General features: G+C 64.5%; 20 protein-coding genes. 8 read left to right on the forward strand and 12 right to left on the reverse strand.

Going from position 1 to position 26,574, the window contains the following annotated elements; translation table 11 throughout:
* Window positions 1-105: 105 nt before the first annotated feature.
* Entirely contained in the window at window positions 106-444 is a 339-nt protein-coding gene (locus IVB42_RS22815) for a helix-turn-helix domain-containing protein (protein ID WP_204512442.1), read from the reverse strand.
* Window positions 445-516: 72 nt separating this feature from the next.
* Between IVB42_RS22815 and IVB42_RS22820 the strand changes: the two genes are divergently transcribed.
* Window positions 517-1,074 (forward strand): carboxymuconolactone decarboxylase family protein, encoded by a 558-nt coding sequence (locus IVB42_RS22820; RefSeq protein WP_018453330.1) that lies wholly within the window; start codon window positions 517-519, stop codon window positions 1,072-1,074.
* 95 nt (window positions 1,075-1,169) lie between these two features.
* Here the strand turns inward: IVB42_RS22820 and IVB42_RS22825 are convergent, their stop codons facing one another.
* Window positions 1,170-2,177 (reverse strand): KpsF/GutQ family sugar-phosphate isomerase, encoded by a 1,008-nt coding sequence (locus IVB42_RS22825; RefSeq protein ID WP_247395376.1) that lies wholly within the window; start codon window positions 2,175-2,177, stop codon window positions 1,170-1,172.
* Window positions 2,178-2,367: 190 nt separating this feature from the next.
* On the opposite strand from IVB42_RS22825, the gene IVB42_RS22830 reads away from it, so the two are divergent.
* Together IVB42_RS22830 and IVB42_RS22835 are read left to right on the forward strand one after the other, a co-directional pair.
* Window positions 2,368-4,137, forward strand: coding sequence for an outer membrane beta-barrel protein (locus IVB42_RS22830; protein WP_247299314.1), 1,770 nt, complete (start codon window positions 2,368-2,370; stop codon window positions 4,135-4,137).
* Window positions 4,138-4,149: 12 nt separating this feature from the next.
* Complete coding sequence (locus IVB42_RS22835; protein WP_018453333.1) at window positions 4,150-4,416, forward strand: hypothetical protein; 267 nt, start codon at window positions 4,150-4,152, stop codon at window positions 4,414-4,416.
* A gap of 161 nt (window positions 4,417-4,577) precedes the next feature.
* Here the strand turns inward: IVB42_RS22835 and IVB42_RS22840 are convergent, their stop codons facing one another.
* Window positions 4,578-6,029 carry a glutamate synthase subunit beta gene (locus IVB42_RS22840; protein WP_018453334.1) on the reverse strand — a complete coding sequence of 484 codons (1,452 nt, stop codon included), beginning with the start codon at window positions 6,027-6,029 and terminating at the stop codon, window positions 4,578-4,580.
* A gap of 148 nt (window positions 6,030-6,177) precedes the next feature.
* Window positions 6,178-10,911 carry a glutamate synthase large subunit gene (gene gltB, locus IVB42_RS22845; RefSeq protein WP_026232514.1) on the reverse strand — a complete coding sequence of 1,578 codons (4,734 nt, stop codon included), beginning with the start codon at window positions 10,909-10,911 and terminating at the stop codon, window positions 6,178-6,180.
* Window positions 10,912-11,403: 492 nt separating this feature from the next.
* Between gltB and IVB42_RS22850 the strand changes: the two genes are divergently transcribed.
* Complete coding sequence (locus tag IVB42_RS22850) at window positions 11,404-12,153, forward strand: hypothetical protein (protein ID WP_018453336.1); 750 nt, start codon at window positions 11,404-11,406, stop codon at window positions 12,151-12,153.
* A gap of 241 nt (window positions 12,154-12,394) precedes the next feature.
* On the opposite strand, the gene IVB42_RS22855 is transcribed toward IVB42_RS22850, so the two are convergent.
* Window positions 12,395-13,165, reverse strand: coding sequence for an alpha/beta hydrolase (locus IVB42_RS22855; protein ID WP_018453337.1), 771 nt, complete (start codon window positions 13,163-13,165; stop codon window positions 12,395-12,397).
* 316 nt (window positions 13,166-13,481) lie between these two features.
* Window positions 13,482-13,943: an Hsp20 family protein gene (locus IVB42_RS22860; RefSeq protein ID WP_026232515.1), complete on the reverse strand. Its 462-nt coding sequence runs from the start codon at window positions 13,941-13,943 to the stop codon at window positions 13,482-13,484.
* A gap of 219 nt (window positions 13,944-14,162) precedes the next feature.
* Between IVB42_RS22860 and IVB42_RS22865 the strand changes: the two genes are divergently transcribed.
* A complete protein-coding gene (locus tag IVB42_RS22865) occupies window positions 14,163-15,110 on the forward strand; it encodes an alpha/beta hydrolase (protein ID WP_018453339.1) in 948 nt (315 codons plus the stop codon).
* A 79-nt stretch (window positions 15,111-15,189) separates the two neighbouring features.
* Here IVB42_RS22865 and IVB42_RS22870 read toward each other — a convergent pair whose 3' ends face one another.
* Window positions 15,190-17,955, reverse strand: coding sequence for a di-heme-cytochrome C peroxidase (locus IVB42_RS22870; RefSeq protein WP_085350689.1), 2,766 nt, complete (start codon window positions 17,953-17,955; stop codon window positions 15,190-15,192).
* Window positions 17,956-18,129: 174 nt separating this feature from the next.
* Window positions 18,130-19,926: a tetratricopeptide repeat protein gene (locus IVB42_RS22875; protein WP_162496403.1), complete on the reverse strand. Its 1,797-nt coding sequence runs from the start codon at window positions 19,924-19,926 to the stop codon at window positions 18,130-18,132.
* 245 nt (window positions 19,927-20,171) lie between these two features.
* Between IVB42_RS22875 and IVB42_RS22880 the strand changes: the two genes are divergently transcribed.
* Window positions 20,172-20,804: a LysE family translocator gene (locus IVB42_RS22880; RefSeq protein ID WP_018453342.1), complete on the forward strand. Its 633-nt coding sequence runs from the start codon at window positions 20,172-20,174 to the stop codon at window positions 20,802-20,804.
* A gap of 6 nt (window positions 20,805-20,810) precedes the next feature.
* On the opposite strand, the gene IVB42_RS22885 is transcribed toward IVB42_RS22880, so the two are convergent.
* Window positions 20,811-21,563, reverse strand: coding sequence for a sulfite exporter TauE/SafE family protein (locus IVB42_RS22885; protein WP_018453343.1), 753 nt, complete (start codon window positions 21,561-21,563; stop codon window positions 20,811-20,813).
* Between the two features lie 89 nt (window positions 21,564-21,652).
* Between IVB42_RS22885 and IVB42_RS22890 the strand changes: the two genes are divergently transcribed.
* Window positions 21,653-22,543: a LysR substrate-binding domain-containing protein gene (locus IVB42_RS22890; RefSeq protein WP_018453344.1), complete on the forward strand. Its 891-nt coding sequence runs from the start codon at window positions 21,653-21,655 to the stop codon at window positions 22,541-22,543.
* A gap of 42 nt (window positions 22,544-22,585) precedes the next feature.
* On the opposite strand, the gene IVB42_RS22895 is transcribed toward IVB42_RS22890, so the two are convergent.
* The 3 genes from IVB42_RS22895 to IVB42_RS22905 form a co-directional block, all read right to left on the reverse strand.
* Complete coding sequence (locus IVB42_RS22895; RefSeq protein ID WP_018453345.1) at window positions 22,586-23,551, reverse strand: tripartite tricarboxylate transporter substrate binding protein; 966 nt, start codon at window positions 23,549-23,551, stop codon at window positions 22,586-22,588.
* A 17-nt stretch (window positions 23,552-23,568) separates the two neighbouring features.
* The gene (gene hisN, locus IVB42_RS22900; RefSeq protein WP_018453346.1) at window positions 23,569-24,351 is read right to left on the reverse strand and encodes a histidinol-phosphatase; all 783 of its coding nucleotides are present in this window, start codon (window positions 24,349-24,351) and stop codon (window positions 23,569-23,571) included.
* A 537-nt stretch (window positions 24,352-24,888) separates the two neighbouring features.
* The gene (locus IVB42_RS22905) at window positions 24,889-25,779 is read right to left on the reverse strand and encodes an N-formylglutamate amidohydrolase (protein WP_018453348.1); all 891 of its coding nucleotides are present in this window, start codon (window positions 25,777-25,779) and stop codon (window positions 24,889-24,891) included.
* 363 nt (window positions 25,780-26,142) lie between these two features.
* Between IVB42_RS22905 and IVB42_RS22910 the strand changes: the two genes are divergently transcribed.
* On the forward strand, window positions 26,143-26,502 hold the full coding sequence (locus IVB42_RS22910; RefSeq protein WP_007597092.1) for a response regulator: 360 nt from the start codon (window positions 26,143-26,145) through the stop codon (window positions 26,500-26,502).
* Window positions 26,503-26,574: the final 72 nt, after the last annotated feature.

Consider the following 26,574-nt stretch of genomic DNA (forward strand, 5'->3'; position numbering starts at 1 on the left):
TCATTGCGAGCGCAGCGAAGCAATCCAGACTGCTGCCGGTGGAAAGATTCTGGATTGCTTCGCTTCGCTCGCAATGACGAGCTAGTCGGGACGGCATCGCCAGACTTACGCGCCGCTCTTGCTGCGCCACCGCTCCGCAAACCTATGCAGCGGCATGAACGTCTCGCACAAGTCCCGCCCGAGCGCCGTCAGCGCGTAACCGCCGGCTTCGCCGAGCTCCACGAACCCGGCCTCGCGCAAATCGTCCAGCCGCGCCTGCAGCACCGTCGGCGAGGCCTCGTCGCAGGCGGTGCGCAATGCGCGCGAGGTGAGGGGGGCGTCGCGCAGCTCCCACAGGATTCGCAGGCTCCAGCGTCGTCCGAGGAGGTCGAGCAGCACCATGATCGGCCGCCCGCTGCGCGGGCCACGGACGCCGCGCGATCTCGAAGTGGTCTGTTTCGCCATCGTCGCCCCCTTGCGCGGTGCTACAAATAGTGTAGCTTCATGCTACGTTAAATGTAGCAAGAGAGGCGGCCAATGTCCCCGGTCACAGCGCGCATTGCCCCGCTCACCCCGCCTTATCCCCCGGAGATCCAGGCCCAGTTCGACCGCATCATGCGCGGCGCGCCGCCACTGCTGCTGTTCCGGGTCATGGCGGGCCACACCCGCGCCTGGGACAAGTTTCGCGCCGGCGGCTTGCTCGATCCCGGACCGCTGTCGCTGCGCCAGCGCGAGATCGTGATCGACCGCACCTGCGCGCTGAACAAATGCGAATATGAATGGGGCGTGCATGTCGCGGTCTTTGCCGGGCCGGCGAAACTCACCGAGGAGGAAGTGCGCGCCACCGTGCAGGGTGATGCGGCGTCGTCGTGCTGGTCCCCGGCCGAGCAGACGCTGATCGCCGCCGTCGACGCGCTGCATCACAGCGCGACGTTTGACGACGCTGAGTTCGCTGCGCTGTCGGCGCATTACGACGAGGCGCAGATCCTGGAGATCATGCTGCTGTGCGGCTTCTACCGCACGGTCTCGTATCTGGCGAACGGACTGCGGTTGCCGCTGGAGGAGACGGCGGCAAGATTTCCTGCGCCGCTCTAGCCGCCGTCGTTGCGAGCGTAGCGAAGCAATCCAGAGTCTTTCCGCGGTGGCACTCTGGATGTTTCGCTGCGCTCGCAATGACGGTGAGTGGCTCCCTACGCCACGCCTGCCCGCAGCAGATCGTGCAGGTGCACGATGCCCACCACCTTGTCCGCCTCGGTCACGACCAGCGTCGTGATCTTGCGGGTGTTGAGCACCTCGATCATCTCGGTGGCCAGCATCGAGGGCGGTACGGTTTTCGGCTGCCTGGTCATGACGTCGTCGACCGACGCCGTCAGCAGGTCGGGCCGCATGTGGCGGCGCAGATCGCCGTCGGTGATGATGCCGAGAGCCTCGTTCGCCTCGTTGACGATGCAGACGCACCCCAAACCCTTGGCGGACATCTCCATCACCGCGTCCGACATCTTGGTGCCGAGCGGCTTGACCGGGATTTCCGCACCGGTGCGCATGTAGTCGCGGACGAATTTCAGCATCGCCCCTAACTTGCCGCCGGGGTGGAAATGCGCGAACTCCAGCGCGGTGAAGCCGCGGCCTTCGAGCAGCGCGATCGCAAGCGCATCGCCTATCGCGGCCTGCATCAGGGTCGAGGTGGTCGGCGCCAGATTGTGCGGGCAGGCCTCGCGCGCCTTCGGCAGCTCGATCGCGACGTCGGCCGCTTGTCCCAGCGAGGATGCCGCGTTCGACGTCACCGCGATCATCGGGATTGCGAATCTTGCGGAATAGTTCACGAGAGTCTTCATCTCCGGCTGCTCGCCGGACCAGGACAGCGCCATGATGACGTCGTCGGTGGTAATCATGCCGAGGTCGCCATGGGCGGCTTCGGCGGTGTGCACGAAGAAGGCGGGCGTGCCGGTCGAGGCCAACGTTGCCGCGATCTTGCGGCCCATATGGCCCGACTTGCCGAGCCCGGTGACGATGACGCGGCCCTTCGCGTTGCGGATCAGATCGACCGCCTGGGCGAAGCTCGCGCCAAGCGGGCCGCGCAGGGCGGCGGCGAGCGCGTTGATACCGCCGCTCTCCGTTTCCAGCGTGCGGAGTGCGGATTCGACGCTGTCGGGAATGGGGCCGGATGATTGGGTCATCAGCGGTTTCGAACTCGGCATGTTCTGGTCCAGGAGGAGGGGCCTTCGCCCGTTGGCGCCTGCTTAACACGCCGCGGCCTTCGAGGCGACGAGCCCGACCCGACCCTCAACCGGTCGTTAACCATAATTGTTTTAACTCCATTAACGATAGTTCCCGCCGATCGGTGGGGACAATCGCGAAAGTGTTTGATTTCGTTGGAGTTCTTCCATCGTGGGGTCGTCTCCAGGCACGAGCCGGAGCAAACGCGCGCATTTCCTGCGCGCGGCTTTGCCGTGCTTTGCGCTGACGGTCCTCGGAAGCGCCCCCGTGGCCGCCCAGAGCCTCACCCCCGACCTGTTCAGTCCCAACCGCGGTGGCTTCGCTTCGCCCGACACGCTGCCGACGCGCCGCACCGCGGGCGTTCCGCAGGCACCGTCGGATGCGCTGCCGGCGCTGCCCGATCCCAACTCCGACTTTCGCAAGCGCCAGCAGACGCCGGCGCGCCCATGGCAGAACCCGACGAACCAAAACGCGACCAGCCAGGTCCCGACCTATGGCCTGCCGGCCGCCAACGGTGCGAGCAGCTCCGGCTACGACTCGCTGAACCGCAAGCGGCAGCAGCCGAAGTTCTATCCGGGTCAGCCCAAGCCGAAGCGCCCTGCTGGTCCCGGCTCGCGGGCGCCGACCACTACGCCGCCGCCATCCACGCTCGGTTCGCCGAAGATCGCGCCGCCCCCGTCCGCCTCCGCCAACAAGGCGCCCGTGCCGGCGGCGATGGCGGGCACCGTGCCCGGCCAGCCGCTACGCCGCCGCCTCAAGGCCGATGACGATGCGTTCGGCGCGGTCGGCGACTATGCCGGCAGTTTCCTGATCAAGGGCGGGCTCGAGCTCTCCACCGGTTACGACACCAATCCGGCGCGTCTGAACAAGCCGGTCGGCTCGCCGGCCTATGTGGTTGCACCCGATCTCCTCGTGGCGTCCGATTGGGAGCGCCACGCGCTGGTCGCGGATCTGCGCGGCTCGTTCTCGGGCTACACCAACAACATGCCGGCGACGATCGACGGCTTTGCCTCGCCTTCGCCGGTCGAGGTCGACCGCCCCGACTTCAACGGCCATGTCGACGGCCGCCTCGACGTCAATCGCGATCTCAAGCTGACCACGCAGCTGCGCCTGCGGCTCGCCACCGACAATCCCGGCAGCCCGAACGTGCAGGCCGGCCTGCAAAAATATCCTGTTTATGCCGCCTATGGCACGACCGTCGGCTTCGACCAGAGCTTCAACCGCTTCCAGATCGCGGCCGGCGCCACTGTCGATCGCACCGCCTACACCAACTCAAAACTGACCGACGGCTCGACCTTCAGCAACGACGATCGCGACTTCAACCAGTATGGCGGCGTCGGACGCTTCTCCTACGATCTCAAGCCGGGGCTGAAGCCATTCGTCGAGATCCAGGGCGACACCCGCGTCCATGACCTGGCCGCCGACCGCAACGGCTATTTCCGCGATTCGAACGGCGGCTACGCCAAGGTCGGCACGTCCTTCGAGTTCTCGCGGATCCTCATCGGCGAGGTCTCGGTCGGCTATTCCGCGCGCAACTATGTCGACCCGCGCCTGAGCCAGCTCGCGGGCTTCCTGACCTCGGGCTCGCTGATCTGGAGTGCAAGCGGCCTCACCACGGTGAAATTCGCCACCGACACCCAGATCGCCGAGACCACCGTCCCCGGCTCCTCCGGCGTGCTGGTGCACACCTACGGGGTCGAAGTCGATCACGATTTCCGCCGCTGGCTTACGGCAGTGGGCAAATTCACCTACGGCACCTACGACTATCAGGGCCAGAATCGTAACGACAAGACCTACTCGTTCGAAAGCAATCTGATCTACAAGCTCAACCGCAACATCTGGATCAAGGGCACGCTCCGCCACGACATCCTGGATTCGAACCAGCCGGGGTCAAGCTCGCAGGCGACGGTGGTGATGGTCGGGGTGAGGTTGCAGAATTAGAGGGGAGGCCCCGTGGCGGCTCGGATTACTTTGGACATCAACTCGGCTGGAGTATTCGAGCTATGGCTCAATCCCGAAGGCCGAGACCTTCTCGTCAAGGAACTGCTCGCCCTGAGCGAGACCAACGACCACTTTCACCTGATGCCCAGTGAAGTAGCCTCGGACGTCGAAGTTTCGGCGCGTCCCTATCGGCCGAACGACAAGCTTCTCGAATACGGTAAGGTGCTGTTCCGGCTTGACGAGTGGGACGCACAGCACTTTCCGCACGTCTTGGGCTAAGGCCCCGTCGCTCTCGCCATCTACTCCGCCGTCATGCCCCGCGAAGGCGGGGCATCCAGTACGCCGCGGCTTCTCGGTAAATCACAACTGTTTCGGAATACTGGATCGCCCGCTTTCGCGGGCGATGACACCGTTTGTAAATCTGACAGCGAGCCAAGCAACTACCGCGGCAGATCCGTCTTCCCCATCAGGAACGTATCGATCGACCGGGCACACAGCCGGCCCTCGCGGATGGCCCAGACCACCAGCGACTGGCCGCGGCGCATGTCGCCGGCGGTGAACACGTTGGGGCGTGAGGTCTGATAGTCCAGCGTGTTGGCCTTGACGTTGCCGCGGGGGTCGAGCTCGACCGAGAGCATCTTGAGCAGGCCCTCGTGCACGGGATGGACGAAGCCCATCGCGAGCAGGACGAGGTCGGCGTCGAGTTCGAACTCGGTGCCGGCGATCGGCTTGAACTTGTCGTCGACGCGCACGCAGTGCAGCTTCTTGACCTTGCCGTTCTCGCCGGTGAACTTCTGCGTCAGCACGGCGAATTCGCGGATCGCGCCTTCGGCCTGGCTGGAGGACGTCCGCATCTTCAGCGGCCAGTTCGGCCAGGTGAGGCCCTTGTTCTCGTGCTCCGGCGGGGCGGGCATGATCTCGAGCTGGGTCACGGAGAGCGCGCCCTGGCGCAGCGAGGTGCCGATGCAATCGGATCCGGTGTCGCCGCCGCCGATGACGACGACATGCTTGCCACCGGCCAAAATCTCCTGGACGCCGTTCAACGGTTCCTCCGACACGCGGCGGTTCTGTTGCGGCAGAAAGTCCATGGCATAGTGGATGCCGGCAAGGTCGCGGCCGGGAATCGGGAGGTCGCGCGGGGCTTCGGCGCCGCCGGTCAGCGCCACGGCATCGTACTCGTTGAGCATCTCGCGTGGGTCGACATTGCCGTCGGCGCCGACATGGCTGTTGTAATGGAAGGTGACGCCTTCGCCTTCCATCTGCGCGACGCGGCGGTCGATGATGCCCTTCTCCATCTTGAAGTCGGGGATGCCGTAGCGCAGCAGGCCGCCGGCCTTGGCGAACTTCTCGAACAGATGCACGTCGTGGCCGGCGCGCGCGAGCTGCTGCGCGCAGGCCATGCCGGCCGGACCGGAGCCGATCACCGCGACCTTCTTGCCGGTCTTATGGGCGGCGATTTCGGGCTTCAGCCAGCCATTGTCCCAGGCGCGATCGACGATCGCGCATTCGATGGTCTTGATGGTGACGGGGTTGTCGTCGATGTTGAGCGTGCAGGACGCCTCACACGGCGCCGGGCAGATGCGCCCCGTGAACTCCGGGAAATTGTTGGTCGAGTGCAGATTGCGCGAGGCTTCTTCCCAGTTGCCCTGATAGACGAGGTCGTTCCAGTCCGGGATCTGGTTGTTGACCGGGCAGCCGGGCGTGCCGGGCGAGACCGAGCCGGTGCCGTGGCAATAGGGAATGCCGCAATTCATGCAGCGCGCGGCCTGGTCGCGCGTTTCCTTCTCGGAGAGGGGAACGACGAACTCGTGGAAATGCTTCACGCGCTCGGCGACCGGGGTGTACTTGCGGTCATGCCGTTCGATTTCGAGAAAACCCGTGATCTTGCCCATTAAACCCGAAGTCCCTGCCGCTTAAATTCGTTGTGTTTCTCTCTCGTCGTCATTGCGAGGAGCGTGAGCTTCGAAGCAATCCAGTCTGCATCCGAGGAGAAAGTCTGGATTGCTTCGCTACGCTCGCAATGACGGGCGCTGATATTTCTTACGCCCCGATCGCGATTTTCGGCTCGGCGTCCGCGTTGGCGGCCATCTCGCGCAGCGCGCGCCGGTATTCGACCGGCATCACCTTGCGGAATTTTGGCAGCCAGTCCTTCCAGTTGGCCAGGATGTCGGCGGCGCGCCTGGAGCCTGTCGCCTTCGCATGGCGCGTGATCAGGACGTGCAGCCGCTCGACGTCGGAGGCGAGCAGGTCCTTGAACACGTCGACCCGGCCGTGCGCTTCGAGGTCACCGGAGTGGTGATAGGTGCCGGCGTTGATCAGCTCTTCCGACAGCACCGGCTCGAGCTCGACCATCGCCATGTTGCACAGCCTGTCGAAGTCGCCGGTCTCGTCCAGCACATAGGCGATGCCGCCGGACATGCCGGCCGCGAAGTTGCGTCCGGTCTTGCCGAGCACGACCACGATGCCGCCGGTCATGTATTCGCAGCAATGGTCGCCGGCGCCCTCGACCACCGCCACGGCGCCGGAATTGCGCACGGCAAAACGCTCGCCGGCGATGCCTCGGAAGTAGCACTCGCCTTGAATGGCGCCGTACATCACGGTGTTGCCGACGATGATGCTCTCTTCCGGCACGATGCCGCTGTTGGCCGGCGGCTTGACGATGATCTTGCCGCCCGAGAGGCCCTTGCCGACATAGTCGTTGGCTTCGCCTTCGAGCTCGAAGGTGACGCCTTGCGCCAGCCAGGCGCCGAAGGCCTGGCCGGCGGTGCCCTTGAGGCTGACATGGATGGTCTCATGCGGCAGGCCGGCATGGCCGTAGATCTTGGCGACCGCACCCGACAGCATCGCGCCCGCGGAGCGGTTGGTGCTGTTGATCTTGGCCTCGATCTTCACCGGCGCACCGCGGTCGAGCGCAGGCGTCGCCTGCTCGATCAGCGTGCGGTCGAGCACCGCTTCCAGATGATGGTTCTGGCGCTCGGAGTGATAGATCTTCTGGCCCTTCTCTTCCTTCTGCTTGACGAAGAGCTTGGAGAAATCGAGCCCCTTGGCCTTCCAGTGCGCGACCAGCTTGGTCTGGTCGAGCAGCTGCACCTGGCCGATCATCTCGTTGAAGCTGCGGAAGCCGAGCGAGGCCATGATCTCGCGGACCTCCTCGGCGACGAAGAAGAAGTAGTTGATCACATGCTCGGGCTGGCCGGTGAAGCGCTTGCGCAGGACGGGGTCCTGGGTCGCGACGCCGACCGGGCAGGTGTTGAGATGGCACTTGCGCATCATGATGCAGCCGGCCGCGATCAGGGGCGCGGTGGCGAAGCCGAACTCGTCGGCGCCGAGCAGCGCGCCGATCACGACGTCGCGGCCGGTGCGGAAACCGCCGTCGACCTGGACCACGATGCGGCTGCGCAGCCGCTCGCGCACCAGCGTCTGGTGGGTTTCGGCGAGGCCGATCTCCCACGGCGAGCCGGCGTGCTTGATCGAGGTCAGCGGCGAAGCGCCGGTGCCGCCCTCGAAGCCCGCGATGGTGACATGGTCGGCGCGCGCCTTGGCGACGCCCGCGGCTACGGTTCCGACGCCGATCTCCGAGACGAGCTTGACCGAGACCGCGCCGTCCGGGTTGACGTTCTTGAGGTCGTAGATGAGCTGCGCCAGATCCTCGATCGAGTAGATGTCGTGGTGCGGTGGCGGCGAGATCAGGCCGACGCCCGGCGTCGAATGCCGGACCTTTGCGATGGTGGCATCGACCTTGTGGCCGGGCAACTGGCCGCCTTCGCCGGGTTTTGCACCCTGCGCCATCTTGATCTGCATCATGTCGGAGTTGACGAGATACTCCGTGGTGACGCCGAAGCGGCCCGAGGCGACCTGCTTGATTGCCGAGCGCATGCTGTCACCGTTCGGCATCGGCTTGAAGCGGTCGGCTTCCTCGCCGCCTTCGCCGGTGTTCGACTTGCCGCCGATCCGGTTCATGGCGATCGCGAGCGTGGTGTGCGCCTCGCGCGAGATCGAGCCGAAGCTCATCGCGCCGGTGGCGAAACGCTTGACGATGTCCTTGGCCGGCTCGACCTGGTCGAGCGGTACCGGCTTGCGCTTCTCTTCGTCCGCATTCTTGATCCGGAACAGGCCGCGCAGCGTCAGGAGACGCTCCGACTGCTCGTTGAGGATCTTCGCGAAGGCGCGGTAGCGTTCCAGCGAATTGCCGCGCGCGGCGTGCTGGAGCAGCCCCACCGACTCGGCGGTCCATGCATGGTCCTCGCCGCGGCTGCGATAGGCATATTCGCCGCCGACATCGAGCGAGGTCTTGTACACGAGCGCGTCGCCGAACGCGTCGGCATGACGGCGCACCGCCTCTTCGGCGATCTCGCCAAGACCGACGCCCTCGACGCGGGTGTGCGTGCCCGCGAAGAATTTTCCGACGAATTCCGCCTTCAGGCCAATGGCGTCAAAGATCTGCGCGCCGCAATAGGACTGGTAGGTCGAGATGCCCATCTTGGACATCACCTTGAGCAGGCCCTTGCCGATCGACTTGATGTAGCGCTTGACGATCTCGTAGTCGTCGAGCGAGCCGGGCAGGCGGTCCTTCATCGCGATGATGGTCTCGAACGCCAGATACGGATTGATCGCTTCCGCGCCGTAGCCGGCGAGACAGGCGAAGTGATGCACTTCGCGCGGCTCGCCGGATTCGACGACGAGGCCGACCGAAGTGCGCAATCCGGTGCGGATCAGATGATGATGCACGGCGGCGCAGGCCAGCAGCGACGGGATCGGAACCCGGTCGGTGCCGACCATGCGGTCGGACAGGATGATGATGTTGACGCCCTCGCGCACCGCGCTCTCGGCGCGCGCGCAGAGCTCGTCCAGCACCTGGTCCATGCCGGCCGCGCCGAGGCCGGCGTGGAAGGTGGTGTCCAGCGTGCGCGACTTGAAGTGCGACTCGGCGACCTCGGAGATTGAGCGGATCTTTTCGAGGTCCGCGTCGGTCAGGATCGGCTGGCGCGCTTCGAGGCGCTTGGTAGTGGCTAGGCCTTGCAGGTCGAACAGGTTCGGCCGCGGTCCGATGATGGAGACGAGGCTCATCACCAGCTCCTCGCGGATCGGATCGATCGGCGGATTGGTGACCTGCGCAAAGTTCTGCTTGAAGTAGGTGAACAGCGGCTTGGCCTTGGCCGACAGCGCCGAGATCGGCGTGTCGTTGCCCATCGAGCCTGCGGCTTCCTCGCCGGTGGAGGCCATCGGCGTCATCAGGATGGTGATGTCTTCCTGGCTGTAGCCGAACGCCTGCTGGCGATCGAGCAGCGACAGGTTGGAGCGCACGCCGGTGGTCGGCACCTTCGGCAGCTCTTCCAGCACGATCTGGGTCCGCTCCAGCCACTCCGTGTAGGGATGGCTCCTTGCGAGCTCGGCCTTGATCTCGTCGTCGGGGATGAGGCGGCCCTGCTCGAGGTCGACCAGCAGCATCTTGCCGGGCTGCAAGCGCCACTTGGTGATGATCTGGTCCTCGGGAATCGTCAGCACGCCCATCTCGGACGCCATCACGATGCGGTCGTCCTTGGTGACGAGATAGCGCGCCGGCCGAAGGCCGTTGCGGTCCAGCGTGGCACCGATCTGGCGGCCGTCGGTGAAGGCGATCGCGGCGGGGCCGTCCCACGGCTCCATCAGGGCTGCATGATATTCGTAGAAGGCGCGGCGCTTCTCATCCATCAAGGGATTGCCGGCCCACGCCTCCGGAATCATCATCATGACGGCGTGCGGCAGCGAGTAGCCGCCCTGCACCAGGAATTCGAGTGCGTTGTCGAAGCAGGCGGTGTCCGACTGGCCTTCGTAGGAGATCGGCCAGAGCCGGTTGATGTCCTTGCCGTACAGCTCGGAGCTCACCGAGGCCTGGCGCGCCGCCATCCAGTTGACGTTGCCGCGCAGCGTGTTGATCTCGCCATTATGCGCGATCATGCGGTAGGGATGCGCCAGCGACCACGCCGGGAAGGTGTTGGTCGAGAAACGCTGGTGCACGAGCGCCAGCGCGCTCTCGAAATCCTTCTCGTGCAAATCGGGATAGTACTTGCCGAGCTGGTCGGCGAGGAACATGCCCTTGTAGATCACGGTGCGGCAGGACATCGAGCACGGATAGTAGCCGGCGAGGCCGCGGTCGCGGCGCTGATAGATCGCTTGCGAGATCGACTTGCGCAGGATGTAAAGCCGGCGCTCGAAATCGTCCTCGGTCTTGGCGGTGCCGTTGCGGCCAATGAACACCTGCATGCAGGCGGGCTCGGTCGGCTTTACGGTGACGCCGAGCGAGGAATTGTCGGTTGGCACGTCGCGCCAGCCGAGCAGCGTCAGGCCCTCTTCCTTGATCTGGTCGGCGATGATGCTCTTGATGACGTTGCGCCAGGCAGTGTCGCGCGGCATGAACAACGCGCCGATGGCGTATTCGCCCGGATTGGGCAGCACGAAGCCGAGCTCCTTCGCCTTGCGGCTGAAGAAAGCATGCGGGATCTGCACCAGAATGCCGGCGCCGTCACCGGCGCGCGGGTCGGCGCCGACGGCGCCGCGGTGCTCGAGGTTACAGAGGATGCTGAGCGCGTCCGCGACGATCTCGTGCGACTTCTGGCCCTTGATGTTGGCGATGAAGCCGACGCCGCAGGAATCTTTTTCCAGGCTCGGATCGTACAGGCCTACGGCCGGCGGCCGTGAATTGTGTTCCTGAATCGGATCGGTCGTTTTCGAGGCGACCGTCGCCGACAGTTGTTCTGCCACGATGTTTCCGCGCTCGACTTGCGACCCGTTCATGTTCTCGTCCTCTCCATGCGGCAAGCTGCCTCACCGCCATCTTCGGCGCACCTTGGGCGTCCCGCGGCACCCGCTTCTGGGTCACCGCTCGTCCGCTCGCGAGCCGCATTTTCTTAAATTCAGGCCAAGGCGTTCTTCGTCCCCGAGAACGGCTTTGCCTGTTGCCTTCTTGGCGCTCGAAAGCACCGACTTTCGTTGCAATCCCTATGCCGGAACCGCAAGCAAAATTGAGACAGTCTTCCTGTCCTAACCATCACCTTGCCAAATTTTTGTCTATCACACAAGCGCGCGCAAGTCCCGATTCCCCATATGTCAATCAATCGCTTTCCAAAAGTTGCGCGGCCCCGGTTTTGAAGCAAACGCGCCCTGATCCGGCCCTGCCGACGCCGGAATCCCCAATGAAGCTTCGGATCAACCCTTTGGAAGACCCGCCACGCCGCAAGAAGCAAAAGAGCGCGATCCATCCGGGGGCCTGACAGGAGCGTCTCGACCATGAAGTTTTTCACAGGATGTGTGGCCGCCGCCACGCTGGCGCTGGCCGCGACCGCGGCTCAAGCGCAGGTTCCAGCGCGAGGGGCGATGATCGCGGTCTCGGATTTCGACGCCCCCTATGCGCCGTCGGAGGCCGCGCCGCCGCCGCGCTACGGCTATGGCTACGAAGAACGCGGGCCGGCCCCGGTGCTGCTGCCATCGACCGAGGTCTACGCGGTGCTGCGCGAGAACGGCTTCTCTCCACTGGGCATCCCGCGCCTGCGCGGCGGCGTCTACACCATCGCGGTGATTGACCGCCGGGGGGAGGACGGCCGGCTCGTGATCGATGCCCGCGACGGAAGGATTTTGCGCTTCATGCCGGCTGCCGACGCCTACGGCATGGCACCCGGCTACGAGCAGCCTGCGGTTGCACCTTACCGCCCGCAAAGCGCGCTGCCGCCGCCGACCATGGTCCGCAGTGGTCCGCCCCGCCCTCCGGCCCCGATCCCGCATGTCGCCAGCCGTTCCGTGCCGCTGCCCAAGGCGGCTCCGCCGCGCGAGGCCCCGGGCGTCCCCGCCAAGCCGGCCGAGCCTGCGACGCCGCAGGCCCAGGTGCCGCAGGCACAACCTGTGACGCAGACCGCGGCCGCCGTGCCGTCCAAGCCCGCTGAGGTCGCACCGCAAGCCGCCGCGCCAACCGTAGGTCAGGTCAAGCCTGCCGCGACTATCCTGCCTACGCAGGAGATGCCGGCGGCACAGGGGCTGGACTAAGCGCGGGCGTTTGAGGCGATGGCCCGCATCACCCCAACGGTGTCGTCCTGGCGAAGGCCAGGACCCATACCGCGAGGTGCATCATATGAGTGACGCGGGAGTACCGAACTCCGAATCTTCGCCAAACTCCTCCCTGTGGTGATGGGTCCTGGCCTTCGCCAGGACGAGGTTGGGGAGAGAGTTAGCGCAAACAGAAGGCGTCTCAGCACTCAGGCGCCTTCTGAACCATGACGAGCGCGGCTCAGCTCCGGCCATACCCCGCCGCTTCCAGGATCAAATTCGCCACCTCCTTCGGATGCGACACCAGCGACAGATGGCCGGCGTCGAGCTCGATCGTGGTTGCGTTCATGCGCTTGGCGAGGAAGCGTTCGAGATCGGGATTGATGGTGTAGTCGTTCTTCGACACCGCGTACCAGCTCGGCTTGGAATGCCATGCCGCCTCCGTGGTGCGACCGGCGAAGATCGAGGCGGCCGTCGGCCATTGCACGGCGTAGAGCTCCTTGGCCTGCTCCGGCTTAACGCCATTGGCGAAGTACTTCAGGAAGGCGTCTTCTGACAGCTTGGTGTAGCCGTCGCGCTCGACGACGCCGGCGCGTGCCGGTCCCGCCGGAAACTGCTTCGACAGCGCGACAAAATCCTCGTTGGCATCGGGCGCACGGGCGGCGACATAGACGAGGCCGGTGACCTTCGGGTCGGTGCCGACCTGGCTGATCACGGTGCCGCCCCAGGAATGCGCGACCAGCACGGTCGGACCATCCTGTTCGGCCAGCACGCGCTTGGTCGCCTCGACGGAATCCGCAAGCGACGACAACGGATTTTGCACGGCAGTTACGTTGAGCCCTGCGGCCTGGAGGATCGGGATCACTTCCGACCAGCTTGAGCCGTCGGCCCAGGCGCCGTGCACCAGCACAACGTTCTTGGCCTTTACGGTCTGCGGCGTCTGCGCGTGAGCGAGGCTGAGAGGGGCCGCCAGCAGGCTCGCGGCGACGAAAAGGCTGCGCCAGAAAGTCATGATTGTTCTCCGTCTTGTTTTTGGGTTCGATATCCAAAAGACGATGCGCGGGGCGGCGGTGTTACGCCATTTCACCGCTCTGTGATGCGGCGCAACAGTCCAGCACGGCCGTTCAGCAATCGGTGACGTCCCGGCGACGACCGAGACCATCCTCTCTGGTAAGGTATGGCAGATCCGTCGTTCGGTATTTCTTCCGTGCACGATTGATCGATCTCGCGGCAGGATTCCCCGGCTCTCGCCGGGACGAGGAGAGCCCAACAAAAAAACGCCCCGGGGCACCGGGGCGTTTTCGCAACCTGGAAGCGGCCGACGTGATTTACGCGGCTACCGAGTTCTCGATCACCTGTGCGCCTTGCGCACCGGTGTTGATCGCGATGTGGCGGGGCTTCTTCGCTTCGGGAATCTCACGGACGAGGTCGACGTGAAGCAGCCCGTTCTCGAGCGAGGCGTTCTTCACCTGCACGAAGTCGGCAAGCTGGAAGGCGCGCTCGAAGGCACGCGCGGCGATGCCACGGTACAGCACTTCGGCCTTCGAGTTCTCGTTGGCGACTTTCTCGCCCTTAATCGTCAACGTGTTTTCCTTCGCGACAATGGAGAGCTCATCCTTGGCAAAGCCCGAAACCGCAACGGTGATGCGGTAGTCGTTCTCACCGGTACGCTCGATATTGTAGGGGGGATAACCGGGGCTGCCGTCCGAACCGGCCTGGTCGAGCAGGTTGAAGAGACGGTCGAAGCCGACGGTGGAACGGTAGAAGGGGGTCAGGTCGTAGGTACGCATGGTCAAGTCCTCCATTGAGCGACTGTTGAGTAACCCGCCCGCCAATCGGGCCGGGCTTTCGTCTGTGTGCAGCCTGATGTTCCGGTTCCGAAACACTGGTAGCGGCCTGCACCAAGGTGATATGGGTTCAGGGGAACGGCGTTCAAGAGGGCGGATACTCAGCCTTTTCGGCGCTCCCGCCCCTGATTTGCAGCTCTTCGTGCCCAAGCCCTCCCCATCATGACGCTGGTCTCGATACCGTCCAATCCCGTTCCCGAAGACGTCGTCAGCGGCACCATCAAGACCCCTGATGGCGTCGAGCTGCGCTTTGCGCGCTGGGCACCGCCGGCGAACCGCAAGGGCACGGTCTGCGTCTTCACCGGACGCAGCGAGCAGATCGAGAAGTATTTCGAGACCGTGCGCGACCTGCGCGACCGCGGTTTTGCGGTGGCGATGATCGACTGGCGCGGGCAGGGCCACTCCTCGCGCCGCCTGCGCGATCCGCGCAAGGGCTATGTCCGCGACTTCGCTGATTTCGAGATCGACGTCGAGACCTTCGTGCAGCAGGTGGTGCTGCCGGATTGCCCGCCGCCCTTCTTCGCGCTCGCCCACTCCATGGGCGGCACCGTGATGCTGCGGGTGGCGCATGCGGGCAAGCGCTGGTTCGACCGCATGGTGCTGTCTGCGCCGATGATCGACCTCCCCGGCCGCGCCACCTCGTTTCCGGCGCGGGCTCTGCTGAAGACGATGCGCGTGCTGGGGATGGGCGGCCGTTATGTCCCCGGCGGCAGCGACCAGATCACCGGGCTCAATCCCTTCATCAACAATCCGCTGACCAGCGACCCCGTGCGCTATGCGCGCAATGCCGCAATCCTGGAGGAGGATCCGACCCTCGGGCTCGCGTCACCGACGGTCGCCTGGGCCGATACCGCCTTCCGCGCGATGAACACCTTCAAGGGCAAAAACTACCCGTCCGAGATCCGTCAGCCGATCCTGATGCTGGCGGCCTCCAGCGACACCGTGGTCTCGATCGCGGCGATCGAGGAGTTCGCCTATCATTTGCGCGCAGGCTCCCATCTCGTGATCGCCGGTGCCAAGCACGAGATTCTCCAGGAGCAGGACCGCTACCGTTCCCAATTCTGGGCAGCCTTCGACGCCTTCGTGCCAGGCACGCCGCTGTTCAAGTGAGGGGAGGCGATGCTGCCCTGCGACCACACGCCGGCATGCCGGGACAAGCCCGGCCATGACGAGGAAGTAGCATCACCCACTACAGCGTCTTCAGATACTCGATCAGATCGTAGCGCTCGTTGTCGTCCTTGAACACGCGGCCGATGACACCGGGACGTTTTTCCTCGCCCGGCTTGCGCTCGAAGGAATGGCCGAGCACGCTGTTGCCCTGGATCGGATCCTTGTCCGACCCGGCCGAGAACTCGGTTTCACCCGTCTTGCACTTCTCGTTGGCGGTGACCGCAAAGCCGACGGTCACGGGATCATAGTCGCGGCGGCCCATGCAGAATTTTTGCGGGCGCTCGCTTGCAGGCTTCAGCAACCAGTAGAGAGAGGGCACCGAACCGTTGTGCAGATAGGGTGCCGTGGCCCAGACGCCGTTCAGCGGCCGTGCCCGATAGCGTGCTCCCCCCACCGGATTGAGGCAGTTCTTGCGCGCGAGATTCCACAATTTCGACCGCTCGGCGTCCGGAGTCTTCTCGTCGTCCATCCATTTGCGGGCGACGAGATCCACCACCGTCATCAACCCGAGCGCATAAACCATCTCGGTCGGCGAGCTTGCGGTCGAGACGTCGCATTGCCACCATTTCTGGAGGTCGGCCGTATTCACCTTCAGGAAGCCGGGCAGATCGACGATCCTGTTGCTGAGCACGAGCGACTGTTCGGGATCCGTCTTGATCTCGTCGAGGGGGATCGTCACCGCGTTCAGCACCTTGCTGTCGCCGCTCGGCTCCCAATGTCCCGACGACCAGAAAGCCGGGGTGTCGATCGCCGGCAGATGGCATCCGGAGCACATCTCGGCGTAGATCTTGCGGCCATTGTCGACCTTCTTTTGATCGAGCCTCCAATTGTCGCCAAGGATCTGCGAGGGCCATTTCGGCGCCAGCAGGCCGCCGAACTTCGGGCCGGTGGAGGGATCTGCCGTCTTGAACGGGTCTGGCCCCCTGAGCATGTCCTCGATCCAGCCGAGCGTGTTGATATGAACCGAGGAGCGCCACAGCCTGTCCTCCGGGTAGGCGTCGGACAGGTTGAGCAGCGCCGTCACGCCGAGGGCTTCGCCGGCGTTGCGGATCAGCGGCTGCTCGATCGAGGCGTCGTACTGGGCGAACTTGAACCAGGGCACGGTCCAGATCGGGGGATAGCTGACCGGCGCGTCCTGGGCGTGCAGGTTCTTCTCGAATCCCTTGATCCCGCTCAGCGCGAGATCCTGCGAAAAAACTTGATTGCCGATGCGATTGAGAGCGTCGAGGCGACCGAACCCTTCCTCGGTGTCCTGCTGCTGCCTGCCGTTCCAGGTCTTCTTGCCTTCAATCGTCTTTTGCTGGGTTTGCGCCCAGTCGATCAGGAAGTTGCCGATCGCGCTGAGCTTCTGCTTGAGCGCGGCGCGGTCAGCCTTGCTGGCATCGGGGCCGAGCACGCGATCGGCGAAGCGCTGGAAGCGGAACGGCACGTAAAGCGTGTAGGCGATCGACAGGCCGGTGGAGACCTCGAGCTTCTTCAGGTCGGTCATGGCCGGGCCGCCGTCGAAACGCACGTCCACGCCCTGGTAGTGGATCTGGCCGGTATGGCAGGCCGCGCAGGTCAGCCCGATCTTGTCCTCTTCGCGACGGCCGGTCGCGGGATCGACGACACCGGTCATCCGTGCGAAGCCGACCGGCAGGCCGTCGACGTTCTCCGCCGGCGTCCACCTGGTCGACCAGTCCGGCACCTGTGTCGTCTCGTAGACATTGGCATAGCCGAAGCGGCGCAGTGACGTCGCGTCAGTCTGGATCGACTGCGGGCTCGGGATGAACCCGAAGCGCTCGAGATAGGTGCCGTCCGTCATCATGCCCGGCGCCGAGAACAGATGCAGGCGCGGCTGCTCCAGGGCCATGAACCATTCATAGGGCACCGGGAAGGTCGCTGTGCCCTGGCTGGCATGGTGAAACCAGTGCCTGTCCTTCAGCGACCAATTCTGTTCGAGCCAAAAGGCCGCCTTCGTCTCCGGGACCGTGGGCAAGGGTGGCGGCAGGAGATTCACGAGAATTCCCTTTTGCGGCAGCATGGCGCGCACCTGGTCGGGAAATTCGGCGACCGCAACGAGCAAGGCGAGACCGAGGGCGAGCAGCAGGGCCGCAACCTTGAGGGCGCCCCGCACCACACGCTGGCAGGTGGACAGCACCGGCTGCGATACCAGCCGCTGGTTGATGCGAGCAGGGAATTGCCGCTCGTTGAACAGAGTGCGCACGTCGGCCACGCTGAGATAGCGGTCCTCACCCGCGCCCTTGCCCATGATCTTCAGGAGGATCGGCCACTCGAACTTCATCAGCAGGGGGTAGTACCAGCGCGCGGCGCTGCCGGCGCGCTTGAGGTTGTCGCGCATGAAGACGCCGATTTCCGAGGCGTTGAGACCGGGCTCAGAGCCGCCGCCGTTCGGATCCCGGTAGTCCCGGCCGAAGCTCGCAAACCGCGCAAGCTCGTCCTCATCGACCTTGCCGTCGACGCCGAGGACGCGCGAGCCGGCACCGCGCTTGTCGAGAGGGCCGCCACGCAACGCGTCGAGCTGGGCGCCCGAAAATATGCTCTTCAGGATGTGACCGAGCCCGTTGGCGATAAGCGCAACGCCGCGGACCTGGATGCGGGCCGAGACCTTCTTCAGCCCGGTCTCGCCGCTCGCATTCGCGATCGTTTGCGACAGCGTGCCGAGCGGAACGGTTCTGCCGTCAACAAACCCCTCGCCGACGAGGCCGCGGAGGAATGGACAGGGATTGTTCGGGGAGACCTGGATCGAAGGGTCTAAGGAGGGCTTCGGAGCGGAGTCATGCATGGCCCAAATCCTGAAAACGGCGAATCGTGAAATACAGACGCGGCGATAGAGCGCGGAAAGTCCTGACAAACCGACAACACGTTATACTACTTCAGCGTGTAGCCGAGTGTGGCTGAATTCACTGTCGTGTCAATAAAGGCGGAGGGGACATTGCCGCGTGGCCGCGGCTGGCTCTCAGGATTCGGCGACGCGTTTGACGTCGCTCGAAACCAGGGTCAGTTTGCCGAGCGGCACGCCCGCATTCAAGAGTCCGGCGCGGTAATGGGCGAGGTCCTCGGGCCGCTTCCAGTGGAAATTGCGCAAATGGCGGTCGACATTGAGAGTCGGGTAGTTAGCCATGAGCACGCGGGTCGCCTCGACCGCCTCGTCGCCGCGTCCCAATTGCGCCAGCGCCGCGGCGCGGATTGCCAGCGCCTGCAAATGGTTCGGGTTGATGTAGAGCTGTTCTCGAGCCCATGACAGAGTCGCGTCATATTGGCCCAGCAGATAATGGCTGAAGGCGTTCAGTGCGGCCCATTGGTAGCGCGGATCGCTGTTGTCGCGCTGTGCGGCCATCGAGAACAGCTCGATCGCCTCGCGGTGCTCGCCGATGACGAAATGGCAGATGCCGAGCACGCCGCGCGCGCCGTTGTCGTAGGGGTTGAGCGCGACGGCGCGCTTGGCGGCGTCCATCGCGGCCTCGTAATGCCCCTCCAGCGCGTGGGTCCAGGACAGGATCGAGAACGCAAATGACGAGCGCGGATCGAGCCGAACGCTGGTTTCGGCAAGCTTCATCGCCTCGGCCCACATCTCGCGCGTGCCCTTGACCCAGCCGAACTGGATGCTCTGGATCTGAATCGTGGCGAGATAGGCGTGCGCAATCGACAGCTTGGGCTCGAGCCTGATGGCCTCCCGGAACAGGTCGACGGCGATGGCCAGGTCTTCCTTGGTTTGCCGATAATAGTGCGACAGTCCTTTGAGGAAGCGGTCCCAGGCGGTGACGTCGGTCGAGAGCCGCGCCGGCGCCGAGGCTTCGGCCCGGACGATCTCGGTGGCGATGGCGGCGGACAGGTTGGTGGTGATCTCGTCCTGCATCGCGAAGAGATCGCCGATGTCGCGGTCGTAGCGGCCAGTCCAGAGCTGCTCGCCGGTCTCCGGCGCGATCAGCTCTGCGGTCACGCGGATCTTGGCTCCGGCACGCCGCACCGAACCCTGGATCAGATAGGTGGCGTCGATCTCCCGCGCGATCAGGCGGGTGCTGGCGTTGTTGCCCTTGAACACGAACGTCGAGTTGCGGCTCAGCACGCGATAGAAGGATTGCAGCGACAGCGCGTGGATCAGATCCTCGGTCAGGCCGTCGGAGAAATACTCGTCCTGTGCGTCGCTGAGATTGGCGAAAGGGAGCACGCCGACGATCGCGGTGCGATACTGCTGCGAGAGGGCGGATGCCTCCCTCAGCGCGGGCGCAAGCGCCGGTGCACCTTCAGGCGTCCAGGTCCAGACCCCGATCGGATCCTTGATGTTCTTGAAGCGGTGGTTGCCGGCATCGACCAGCGGCACGGTGAGATGCTTGCTGGCCTCCTTGTAGGCCTTGGCCGAGATGGCGAAGCCGCCGGGGCTCGCCACGGCTTCGAGGCGGACGGCAATGTTGACATCGTCACCGAAGACCTCGTCCTCGTCGGCGATGACGTCACCCATATGGATCCCGAGGCGGAACTGCATGGCGCGATCGGCGGGCAGATGGTGATTGCGCTCCGCCATCAGGGTCTGCATCGCGATCGCGGCCTCGGTGGCGCCGACGATCGAGGGGAATTCCAGCAGGAAGCCGTCGCCGGTGTTTTTGACGACGCGGCCGCCGTGATTGAGGATGATGGGATGGATCGCGCTGCGATGGGCCTTGAAGGCGGCATGGGTGCCGGCCTCATCGGTGCCCATCATGCGCGAATAGCCGGCGACATCGGCGCAGACAATGGCAGCCAGACGTCTTTCCATATTCCGGAGCTCCAAGAGACTTGCAAGAGACTTGGAAGAGATCGAGGACCGGCCACGGCGTGGCAGTCGCCTCGAATCCCGCATTCAAAGAACCCGTTCCTTATAGAGCAGATGAGGCCGAGCGAAAGTATGATCCGCATTGCAAATTCGAGGTAAATCCTCGGCAATCCGGCAGTGGACGGGGACGAGCGAACGCACTAAGCCGACCTCTTGGGCTACGGTTGGGCGGCGGAGGCACGTCACACATGCTGGGCATTCACGAAATCTGGCTCTTCGTCCTGTCGGGCGTGCTGCTCAACATCACGCCGGGGCCTGATACGGTCTATGTGATCGGCCGCAGCATGCAGCTGGGCTGGCGAGGTGGCGCCGCGGCCGCGCTGGGCATCAGTTGCGGCTGCTTTTTCCATGTCGCGGGCGCGGCAATCGGCCTTTCGGCCCTGCTGATGGCCTCATCGACCGCGTTCTCGATCCTGAAGCTGGTCGGAGCGGCCTATCTCGTCGTGACCGGGCTTCAGATGCTGTGGTCGCGCCCGGTGCTGGCCTCGGCCATCGACGAGCCTGTGCAGAGCTCGCTGCGGCGGGTTTTCCTCCAGGGCGTCTTCACCAACGCGCTCAATCCCAAGGTCGCGCTGTTCTTCCTTGCCTTCCTGCCGCAATTCGTCGCAGCGGACTCGGCGCACAAGCCGCTCGCCTTCCTGATGCTGGGCCTGATCTTCATCTGCACGGGAACGCTGTGGTGCCTGGTGCTGGCGGCGTTCGCGGCAAGGGCCGCCCACCGCTTGCGGAGCTCCGAAGGCGCGGTCGCCTGGGTCAACCGTACCCTCGGCGGCCTCTTCATCTATCTCGGCATCCGCGTCGCCATGCTGGAGACGCGGTAACGTCCTTTACGCGAATTCCTTCAGCAGCGCGCTGCCGGCGAGATAGAGGCCGAGCAGGATCATCGCGATCAGGAACCAGCGGCGAAACGCTTCCGCCGGCATCCGCGCCCGCACCGTTTGGCCGATATACATGCCGGCAAACGCGCAGGCCATGCCCACGGCGCCCGGCACCGCGTTGGCCGGCGTCAGCAATCCCCCCGCGGTGAGATTGAAGGCGAGCGCCAGTGTCGCTGTCGTGAAAAACACGCCGAGCGCCTGCACCAGCTCGTCCTTCTCCATGCCGATCGCCTGCATGAACGGCATCGAGGGGATCACCTGCACGCCGGTCGAGGCCGAGATCACGCCGGTGACCACGCCGACCACGCCGCCGACCCATTTCTCGTTCTTTGGCGCAACATGAAACTGGAATTTGTTCAGCCCGATGATCGCGTAGATGACCAGGAGCACGCCGAGCACGATCGTGCCGTAGCGCGCATGCGGGCCGGTGAGCGCGCCGGCATTGAGCCAGCACCCGATCACGGTGCCGATCATCAGCGGCCACAGCCGCCTCAGGATATCGCGCAAATGGGGGCCGACGAAGGTCTGCCAGATGTTGGTGACGATGGCGGGGACGATCACGATGGCGATCGCGCGGCTCGGCGCCATGCTCACCGCGAGCAGGCCCATGGAGACAGTCGGCAGGCCGAGCCCGACCACGCCCTTGACGAATCCGGCGATCAGGAAAACGGCGGCGATGAGAATGAGGAGCGGGTCGATCATATCTGCACATTGACCGATGCAGCGCGCCGGCACAATCTGTAGCTTACGGAGAAAGCCTTCGTTTGGAACGAAGGCTGAAGGGACCCCCGATGCGCTTCGACCTCGTCGACCTCCAGCTGTTCATCGCGGTCGCCGACCAGCGCAGCATCACCCGCGGCGCGGAGCGGTCGCATCTGGCGCTGGCCTCAGCCAGCGCGCGCATCAAGGGGCTGGAGGATGCGCTCGGCGTCGCGCTGCTCAAGCGCGGGCGCCGCGGCGTTGAGTTGACCTCGGCCGGCGAGAGCCTGCTCGATCACGCCCGTCTCGTCATTCACCAGATCGACGCCATGCGCGGCGATCTCGCCGGCTTTGCCAGCGGCGTGCGCGCCAGCGTGCACTTCCTCGCCAATACCTCGGGGCTTTCGGAGCATCTGCCGAAGGCGCTCGCCGGCTTCCTGCGCGAGCATCGCGACGTTGCCATCGACATCGAGGAGCGCGAGAGCACCGACATCGCGGCCGCGATCACTGCGGGCGCGGCCGATCTCGGCTTCGCCGCCGAGCACGCGCTGCCCGATCATATCGAGCGATTCGCCTTCAGCGAGGATCGCCTGACGCTGGTGACGTCTAGGCGCGGCCCGTTCGCCGGCCGCCGCGCGATCGATTTCCAGGAGGCGGGCGCTTGCGACTTCGTCGGGCTGACCAGCGCCACCGCGCTTCAGGTGCATATTTCGAAGCACGCCGCCCGGCTCGGCATGCGGCCGCATTACCGCGCACGCTTGCGCGACTTCGATGCGATCTGCCAGATGGTCGCCGCCGATGTCGGCGTCGCGCTGGTGCCCGAAGCCGCGGCCCGCCGCTGCGCAAAACTGATGCCGCTCGCCATGGTCCGCCTGCGCGATAGCTGGGCCAACCGCAAACTCGTGATCTGCGCGCGAAGCTTCAAGACACTACCGCGCCCGGCGAAGATGCTGGTGGAGCATTTGCGGTCTGCGGCGGTGTGAGTTCTGGGATTTCCCCTCCCTTTAGAAGAGGTTAAGACGCAGCTACTTCGCCGTCTCCACGCCAGCGTCCTTGATCACCTTCGCCCATTTCTTCGTCTCGTCCGCGATGAATGTGCGAAAATGCTCCGGCTCATCGCCGACCAGCGTCGCGCCCTGGGCAGCGAGCTTTTCCTTCACCGCCGGATCCGCCATCGCCTTCGTGGCCAGATCATGTAGCGCGGTGACGATCTCCTTCGGCGTGCCCTTCGGCGCGACCATGCCGTACCAGTTCTCGATGCGCAGATCCGCAAAGCCCGCTTCCGCGGTGGTCGGCACGTCAGGCGCCGTCGGCGAACGCTCGGCGGAGCCGACCGCGATCGGTCGCAGGGCGCCCGCCTTGACCTGCGGCAGCAGCACGGGGAGGTCCAGGAACGTCATCTGCACCTGCTGGCCCAGCAGATCGTTCACGGCGGGCGCCGCGCCGCGATAGGGCACGTGCACGATGTCGATCTTGGCCGTCAGCTTGAACAATTCACCGGCGAGATGCGGCAGGCTGCCGGGTCCGGAGGAGGCGAAGTTGAGTTTTCCCGGCTGCGCCTTGGCGAGCGCGATCAATTCCGCGATGTCCTTTGCGGGGACGTTGGTGGCGACCACCAACATTTCCGGCACGGTTGCGACCAACGTCACGGGCGTGAGGTCGTTGAGCGTATCGTAGGCGACCCTTTCCATGCTCGGGCTGATCGCCAGCGCGCCGGCGCTGGAGATCGCGATGGTGTAGCCGTCAGGTGCAGCCTTGGAGACGGCATCGGTGCCGAGCACGCCACCCTGGCCGCCGCGATTGTCGATCAGCACCGGCTGCCCTGACAGTTCCGACATGCGCTGGCCGATCACCCGCGCGATGATATCGTTGGGGCCGCCGGCCGGAAACGGCACGATCAGCTTGATCGGCTTGGCCGGGAAATTCTGGGCGGAGGCGAGCGTCGGAAAAAGAAGCAAGGCCGCGAGAAGGAGCGTACGCCGGTTGGTCATGCAGGCTCCTAGATCGCCTAGCCGTTGAGCAGTTTCAGTGCTTCTTCGTGAACCCTGGCGTCGCCGGCCGCGACGATGCGGCCGCCGCCCTGGGCCGGCTTGCCTTCCCAGGTGGTGACGACGCCGCCGGCACCGGTCACGATCGGGATCAGGGCTGCGATGTCGTAAGGCTTCAGCTCGGTCTCGACCACGAGATCGACGTGACCTGCCGCCAGCATGCAATAGGAGTAGCAGTCGCCGCCATAGCGCGACAGCCGCGCGCCCGTTTCGATGCGGCCGAAGATGGCGCGGTCGCGCTCGCTCATCAGCAGCGGGCTGGTGGTGTAGGTCGTCGCCTCCGACAGCAAGGCGCAGCGCCGGACCTGGAGCCGGCGCTCGCCGGACGGGCCTTTATAATGAGCCGAGCCGCTGTCGCCGGAAAAGCGTTCGCCGATGAAGGGCTGGTGCATCATGCCGTAGACCGGCGTGCCCTTGTGCAGGAGCGCGATCAGCGTGCCCCAGATCGGAAAGCCGCCGATGAAGGATTTGGTGCCGTCGATGGGGTCGAGCACCCAGACATAATCCGAATCCTCGCGCTCGTTGCCGAATTCCTCGCCGACGATGCCGTGCTGGGGAAAGTTGGCCTTGATCAGACGCCGCATCACCGCCTCCGCGGCGCGATCGGCCTCGGTCACGGGGTCGAAATCCTTGGTCTTGCTCTTGTCCTCGATCGACAGCGAGGTGCGGAAGAACGGTAGGATGGTTTCGCCGGAGGCGGTGGCGAGCCGTCCGATGAAGGCGGAGAAATCGATCACCGTCACGGCGTATCCTCAAAAAAGCGAAAGTCGGGTGAAGCTCACTCCTGCCTAGCTCAAATCGGAAGAATCGTGCAGCGCTGTCTTGCTTTTGCACCCTGGTATTTTGGATGCCGGATGCGTCCCTCCTTCAAAGAACTTGGCTGGCCAAAAATCGATCATTGAGTTGAAACCTTAGTTCCGGATCTGCCTCGTTCGTATGCAAATGACTATCAACCCATTGAATTTCCTTATCAAAGGAACTGAATCTGGGTTTCTCTAGAAGCAACCGAGCTATGTCCTCATTGCATGGGAAACCGGTCGAAAGCCCTTGCACTTTGTGCGTCGCGGCCGCATATTGTTGCGGTGCGGTAGCGCTTCTCGCGTTACTGCTGCCCTCCTTGGGCGTTTCCTCCCTAGACTTGGGCCGCTTCTTCATTAGAAGCGGCCCTTTTTTCTTTCAGCCTCTGCTTTCTCTCGGCATCGGCTTTCATTTCGATGCTCGCCGCGAAACGCATTCGCGCTGATCGCACCCAACACAATTGTTCGAAGAAAACGTCGCGCCTATTCAGCCGCGGCCTGGAACGGGCCGAGATCGCCGAACGGGACCGTGGTCGCCAGCACGTCTGCGAGCACGCCGAAGTCCGACGCCACTTGTGCAAAGCGCGGACTGCGCTCGCGCCGCCGCTCGTCCATGTAGATTGCGCGGTTGAGCTCGAGCTGCACGGCATGCAGGCCACTGGCCGGGTTACCGTAATGCTCGGTGATGAAGCCGCCGGCGTAGGGCTTGTTGCGGCCGATCGAATAGCCGAGGCCGGCCATGGTCTCCTCGACCCGGTCGGGCAATAGCGGCGTGCAGCTCGTGCCGTAGCGGTCGCCGATGACGATGTCGGGCCGGCGCGGCTCGTCGCGGGAGACGCCGACCGAGGGCATCGAATGGCAGTCGACCAGCACGACGGTGCCGAACATCTGGTGCACCTTGTTGATCAGCCGGCGCAGCGCGCGATGATACGGCTTGTACAGCGTCTCGATCCGCCCCAGCGCGTCGTCGACCAGGATGCGCTCGCGATAGATCTCCTGGCCGTCGCCGACCACGCGCGGAATGGTGCCAAGTCCGCCGGCAACCCGCATCGAGCGGGTGTTGGCAAAGCTCGGCAGGCGCCCGGTGAACATCCGGGGATCGAGCTCATAGGGCTCGCGGTTGACGTCGACATAGGAGCGCGGAAAGTTGACCCGCACGGTCGGAAAGCCGCGCTCGCTGAGATGGCCGATCAGCTCGTCCATGAAGGAATCTTCGGAACGCCGCAGCGTCGGCAGGTCGATCCTGGAGGCGCTGAGGAATTCGTCCGGATAGGTCGAGCCGGAATGGGGCGAGTTGAAGATAACCGGCGCGCGCCATTGCGCGGGCTCAACGATCTCGAAGGCTGGCGACTTGTCGCCGTCAAACCGGGTCATCTTCTCAGGCTTCGTCCCTTGGTGTCAGGCTTCGCCCTTGGCAATCAGGCTCCGCCTCTCGGTATCAGGCTTCGCCCTTGGCGCATTGATTCGGCCGATCGGGCGGCTCTTATGTGTCGTCATTGTCCGGAATCGCAACCATCCTGCCAAGCGAAAAGATGAGATCTGCGCTGGAACATGTCTTAACCCTGCGGGCAGCGAGGTGGGGACCGGCAGGTACGGCTCGATTGCTTCGTGCCGTATTCCGGTTCACAAGAGTCCGGCAGCGCGAGCTGCGGAGGGTAAAGATTTTCACCCCAAATTTACCCTCCGTCGGGCTTAGTGACCTCCGCTGATATCCTCTGGGGATTCGACATTTCCGCCATGCCAAAGATCCTGCTCGCCGAAGACGACAACGACATGCGCCGTTTCCTGGTCAAGGCGCTGGAAAACGCCGGTTTTCAGGTCTCGTCCCACGATAACGGCATGGCCGCCTATCAGCGGCTACGGGAAGAGCCGTTCGAGATGCTGCTCACCGACATCGTGATGCCGGAGATGGACGGCATCGAGCTCGCCCGCCGGGCCTCGGAACTCGACCCCGACATCAAGATCATGTTCATCACGGGCTTCGCCGCGGTCGCCCTGAACTCCGATTCGGATGCCCCCAAGAACGCCAAGGTGCTGTCCAAGCCCGTGCATTTGCGCGAATTGGTCAGCGAAGTGAACAAGATGCTGGCGGCCTAAATCGGCCCCCTTCCGTCCTTGCACCGGCTCCCGTGAGCCGTTATAGGGACCCGACCCGATCTAGAGACATCT

This window comes from Bradyrhizobium sp. 45 (assembly GCF_023073155.1).
GTDB classification, from domain to species: Bacteria; Pseudomonadota; Alphaproteobacteria; order Rhizobiales; family Xanthobacteraceae; genus Bradyrhizobium; species Bradyrhizobium canariense_D.

Coding starts and splice junctions, on each gene's coding strand:
- IVB42_RS22815 (WP_204512442.1), bottom strand. CDS start 444: ATGGCGAAACAGACCACTTCGAGATCGCGCGGCGTCCGTGGCCCGCGC.
- IVB42_RS22820 (WP_018453330.1), top strand. CDS start 517: ATGTCCCCGGTCACAGCGCGCATTGCCCCGCTCACCCCGCCTTATCCC.
- IVB42_RS22825 (WP_247395376.1), bottom strand. CDS start 2,177: ATGCCGAGTTCGAAACCGCTGATGACCCAATCATCCGGCCCCATTCCC.
- IVB42_RS22840 (WP_018453334.1), bottom strand. CDS start 6,029: ATGGGCAAGATCACGGGTTTTCTCGAAATCGAACGGCATGACCGCAAG.
- gltB (WP_026232514.1), bottom strand. CDS start 10,911: ATGAACGGGTCGCAAGTCGAGCGCGGAAACATCGTGGCAGAACAACTG.
- IVB42_RS22850 (WP_018453336.1), top strand. CDS start 11,404: ATGAAGTTTTTCACAGGATGTGTGGCCGCCGCCACGCTGGCGCTGGCC.
- IVB42_RS22855 (WP_018453337.1), bottom strand. CDS start 13,165: ATGACTTTCTGGCGCAGCCTTTTCGTCGCCGCGAGCCTGCTGGCGGCC.
- IVB42_RS22860 (WP_026232515.1), bottom strand. CDS start 13,943: ATGCGTACCTACGACCTGACCCCCTTCTACCGTTCCACCGTCGGCTTC.
- IVB42_RS22865 (WP_018453339.1), top strand. CDS start 14,163: ATGACGCTGGTCTCGATACCGTCCAATCCCGTTCCCGAAGACGTCGTC.
- IVB42_RS22870 (WP_085350689.1), bottom strand. CDS start 17,955: ATGCATGACTCCGCTCCGAAGCCCTCCTTAGACCCTTCGATCCAGGTC.
- IVB42_RS22875 (WP_162496403.1), bottom strand. CDS start 19,926: ATGGAAAGACGTCTGGCTGCCATTGTCTGCGCCGATGTCGCCGGCTAT.
- IVB42_RS22880 (WP_018453342.1), top strand. CDS start 20,172: ATGCTGGGCATTCACGAAATCTGGCTCTTCGTCCTGTCGGGCGTGCTG.
- IVB42_RS22885 (WP_018453343.1), bottom strand. CDS start 21,563: ATGATCGACCCGCTCCTCATTCTCATCGCCGCCGTTTTCCTGATCGCC.
- IVB42_RS22890 (WP_018453344.1), top strand. CDS start 21,653: ATGCGCTTCGACCTCGTCGACCTCCAGCTGTTCATCGCGGTCGCCGAC.
- IVB42_RS22895 (WP_018453345.1), bottom strand. CDS start 23,551: ATGACCAACCGGCGTACGCTCCTTCTCGCGGCCTTGCTTCTTTTTCCG.
- IVB42_RS22905 (WP_018453348.1), bottom strand. CDS start 25,779: ATGACCCGGTTTGACGGCGACAAGTCGCCAGCCTTCGAGATCGTTGAG.
- IVB42_RS22910 (WP_007597092.1), top strand. CDS start 26,143: ATGCCAAAGATCCTGCTCGCCGAAGACGACAACGACATGCGCCGTTTC.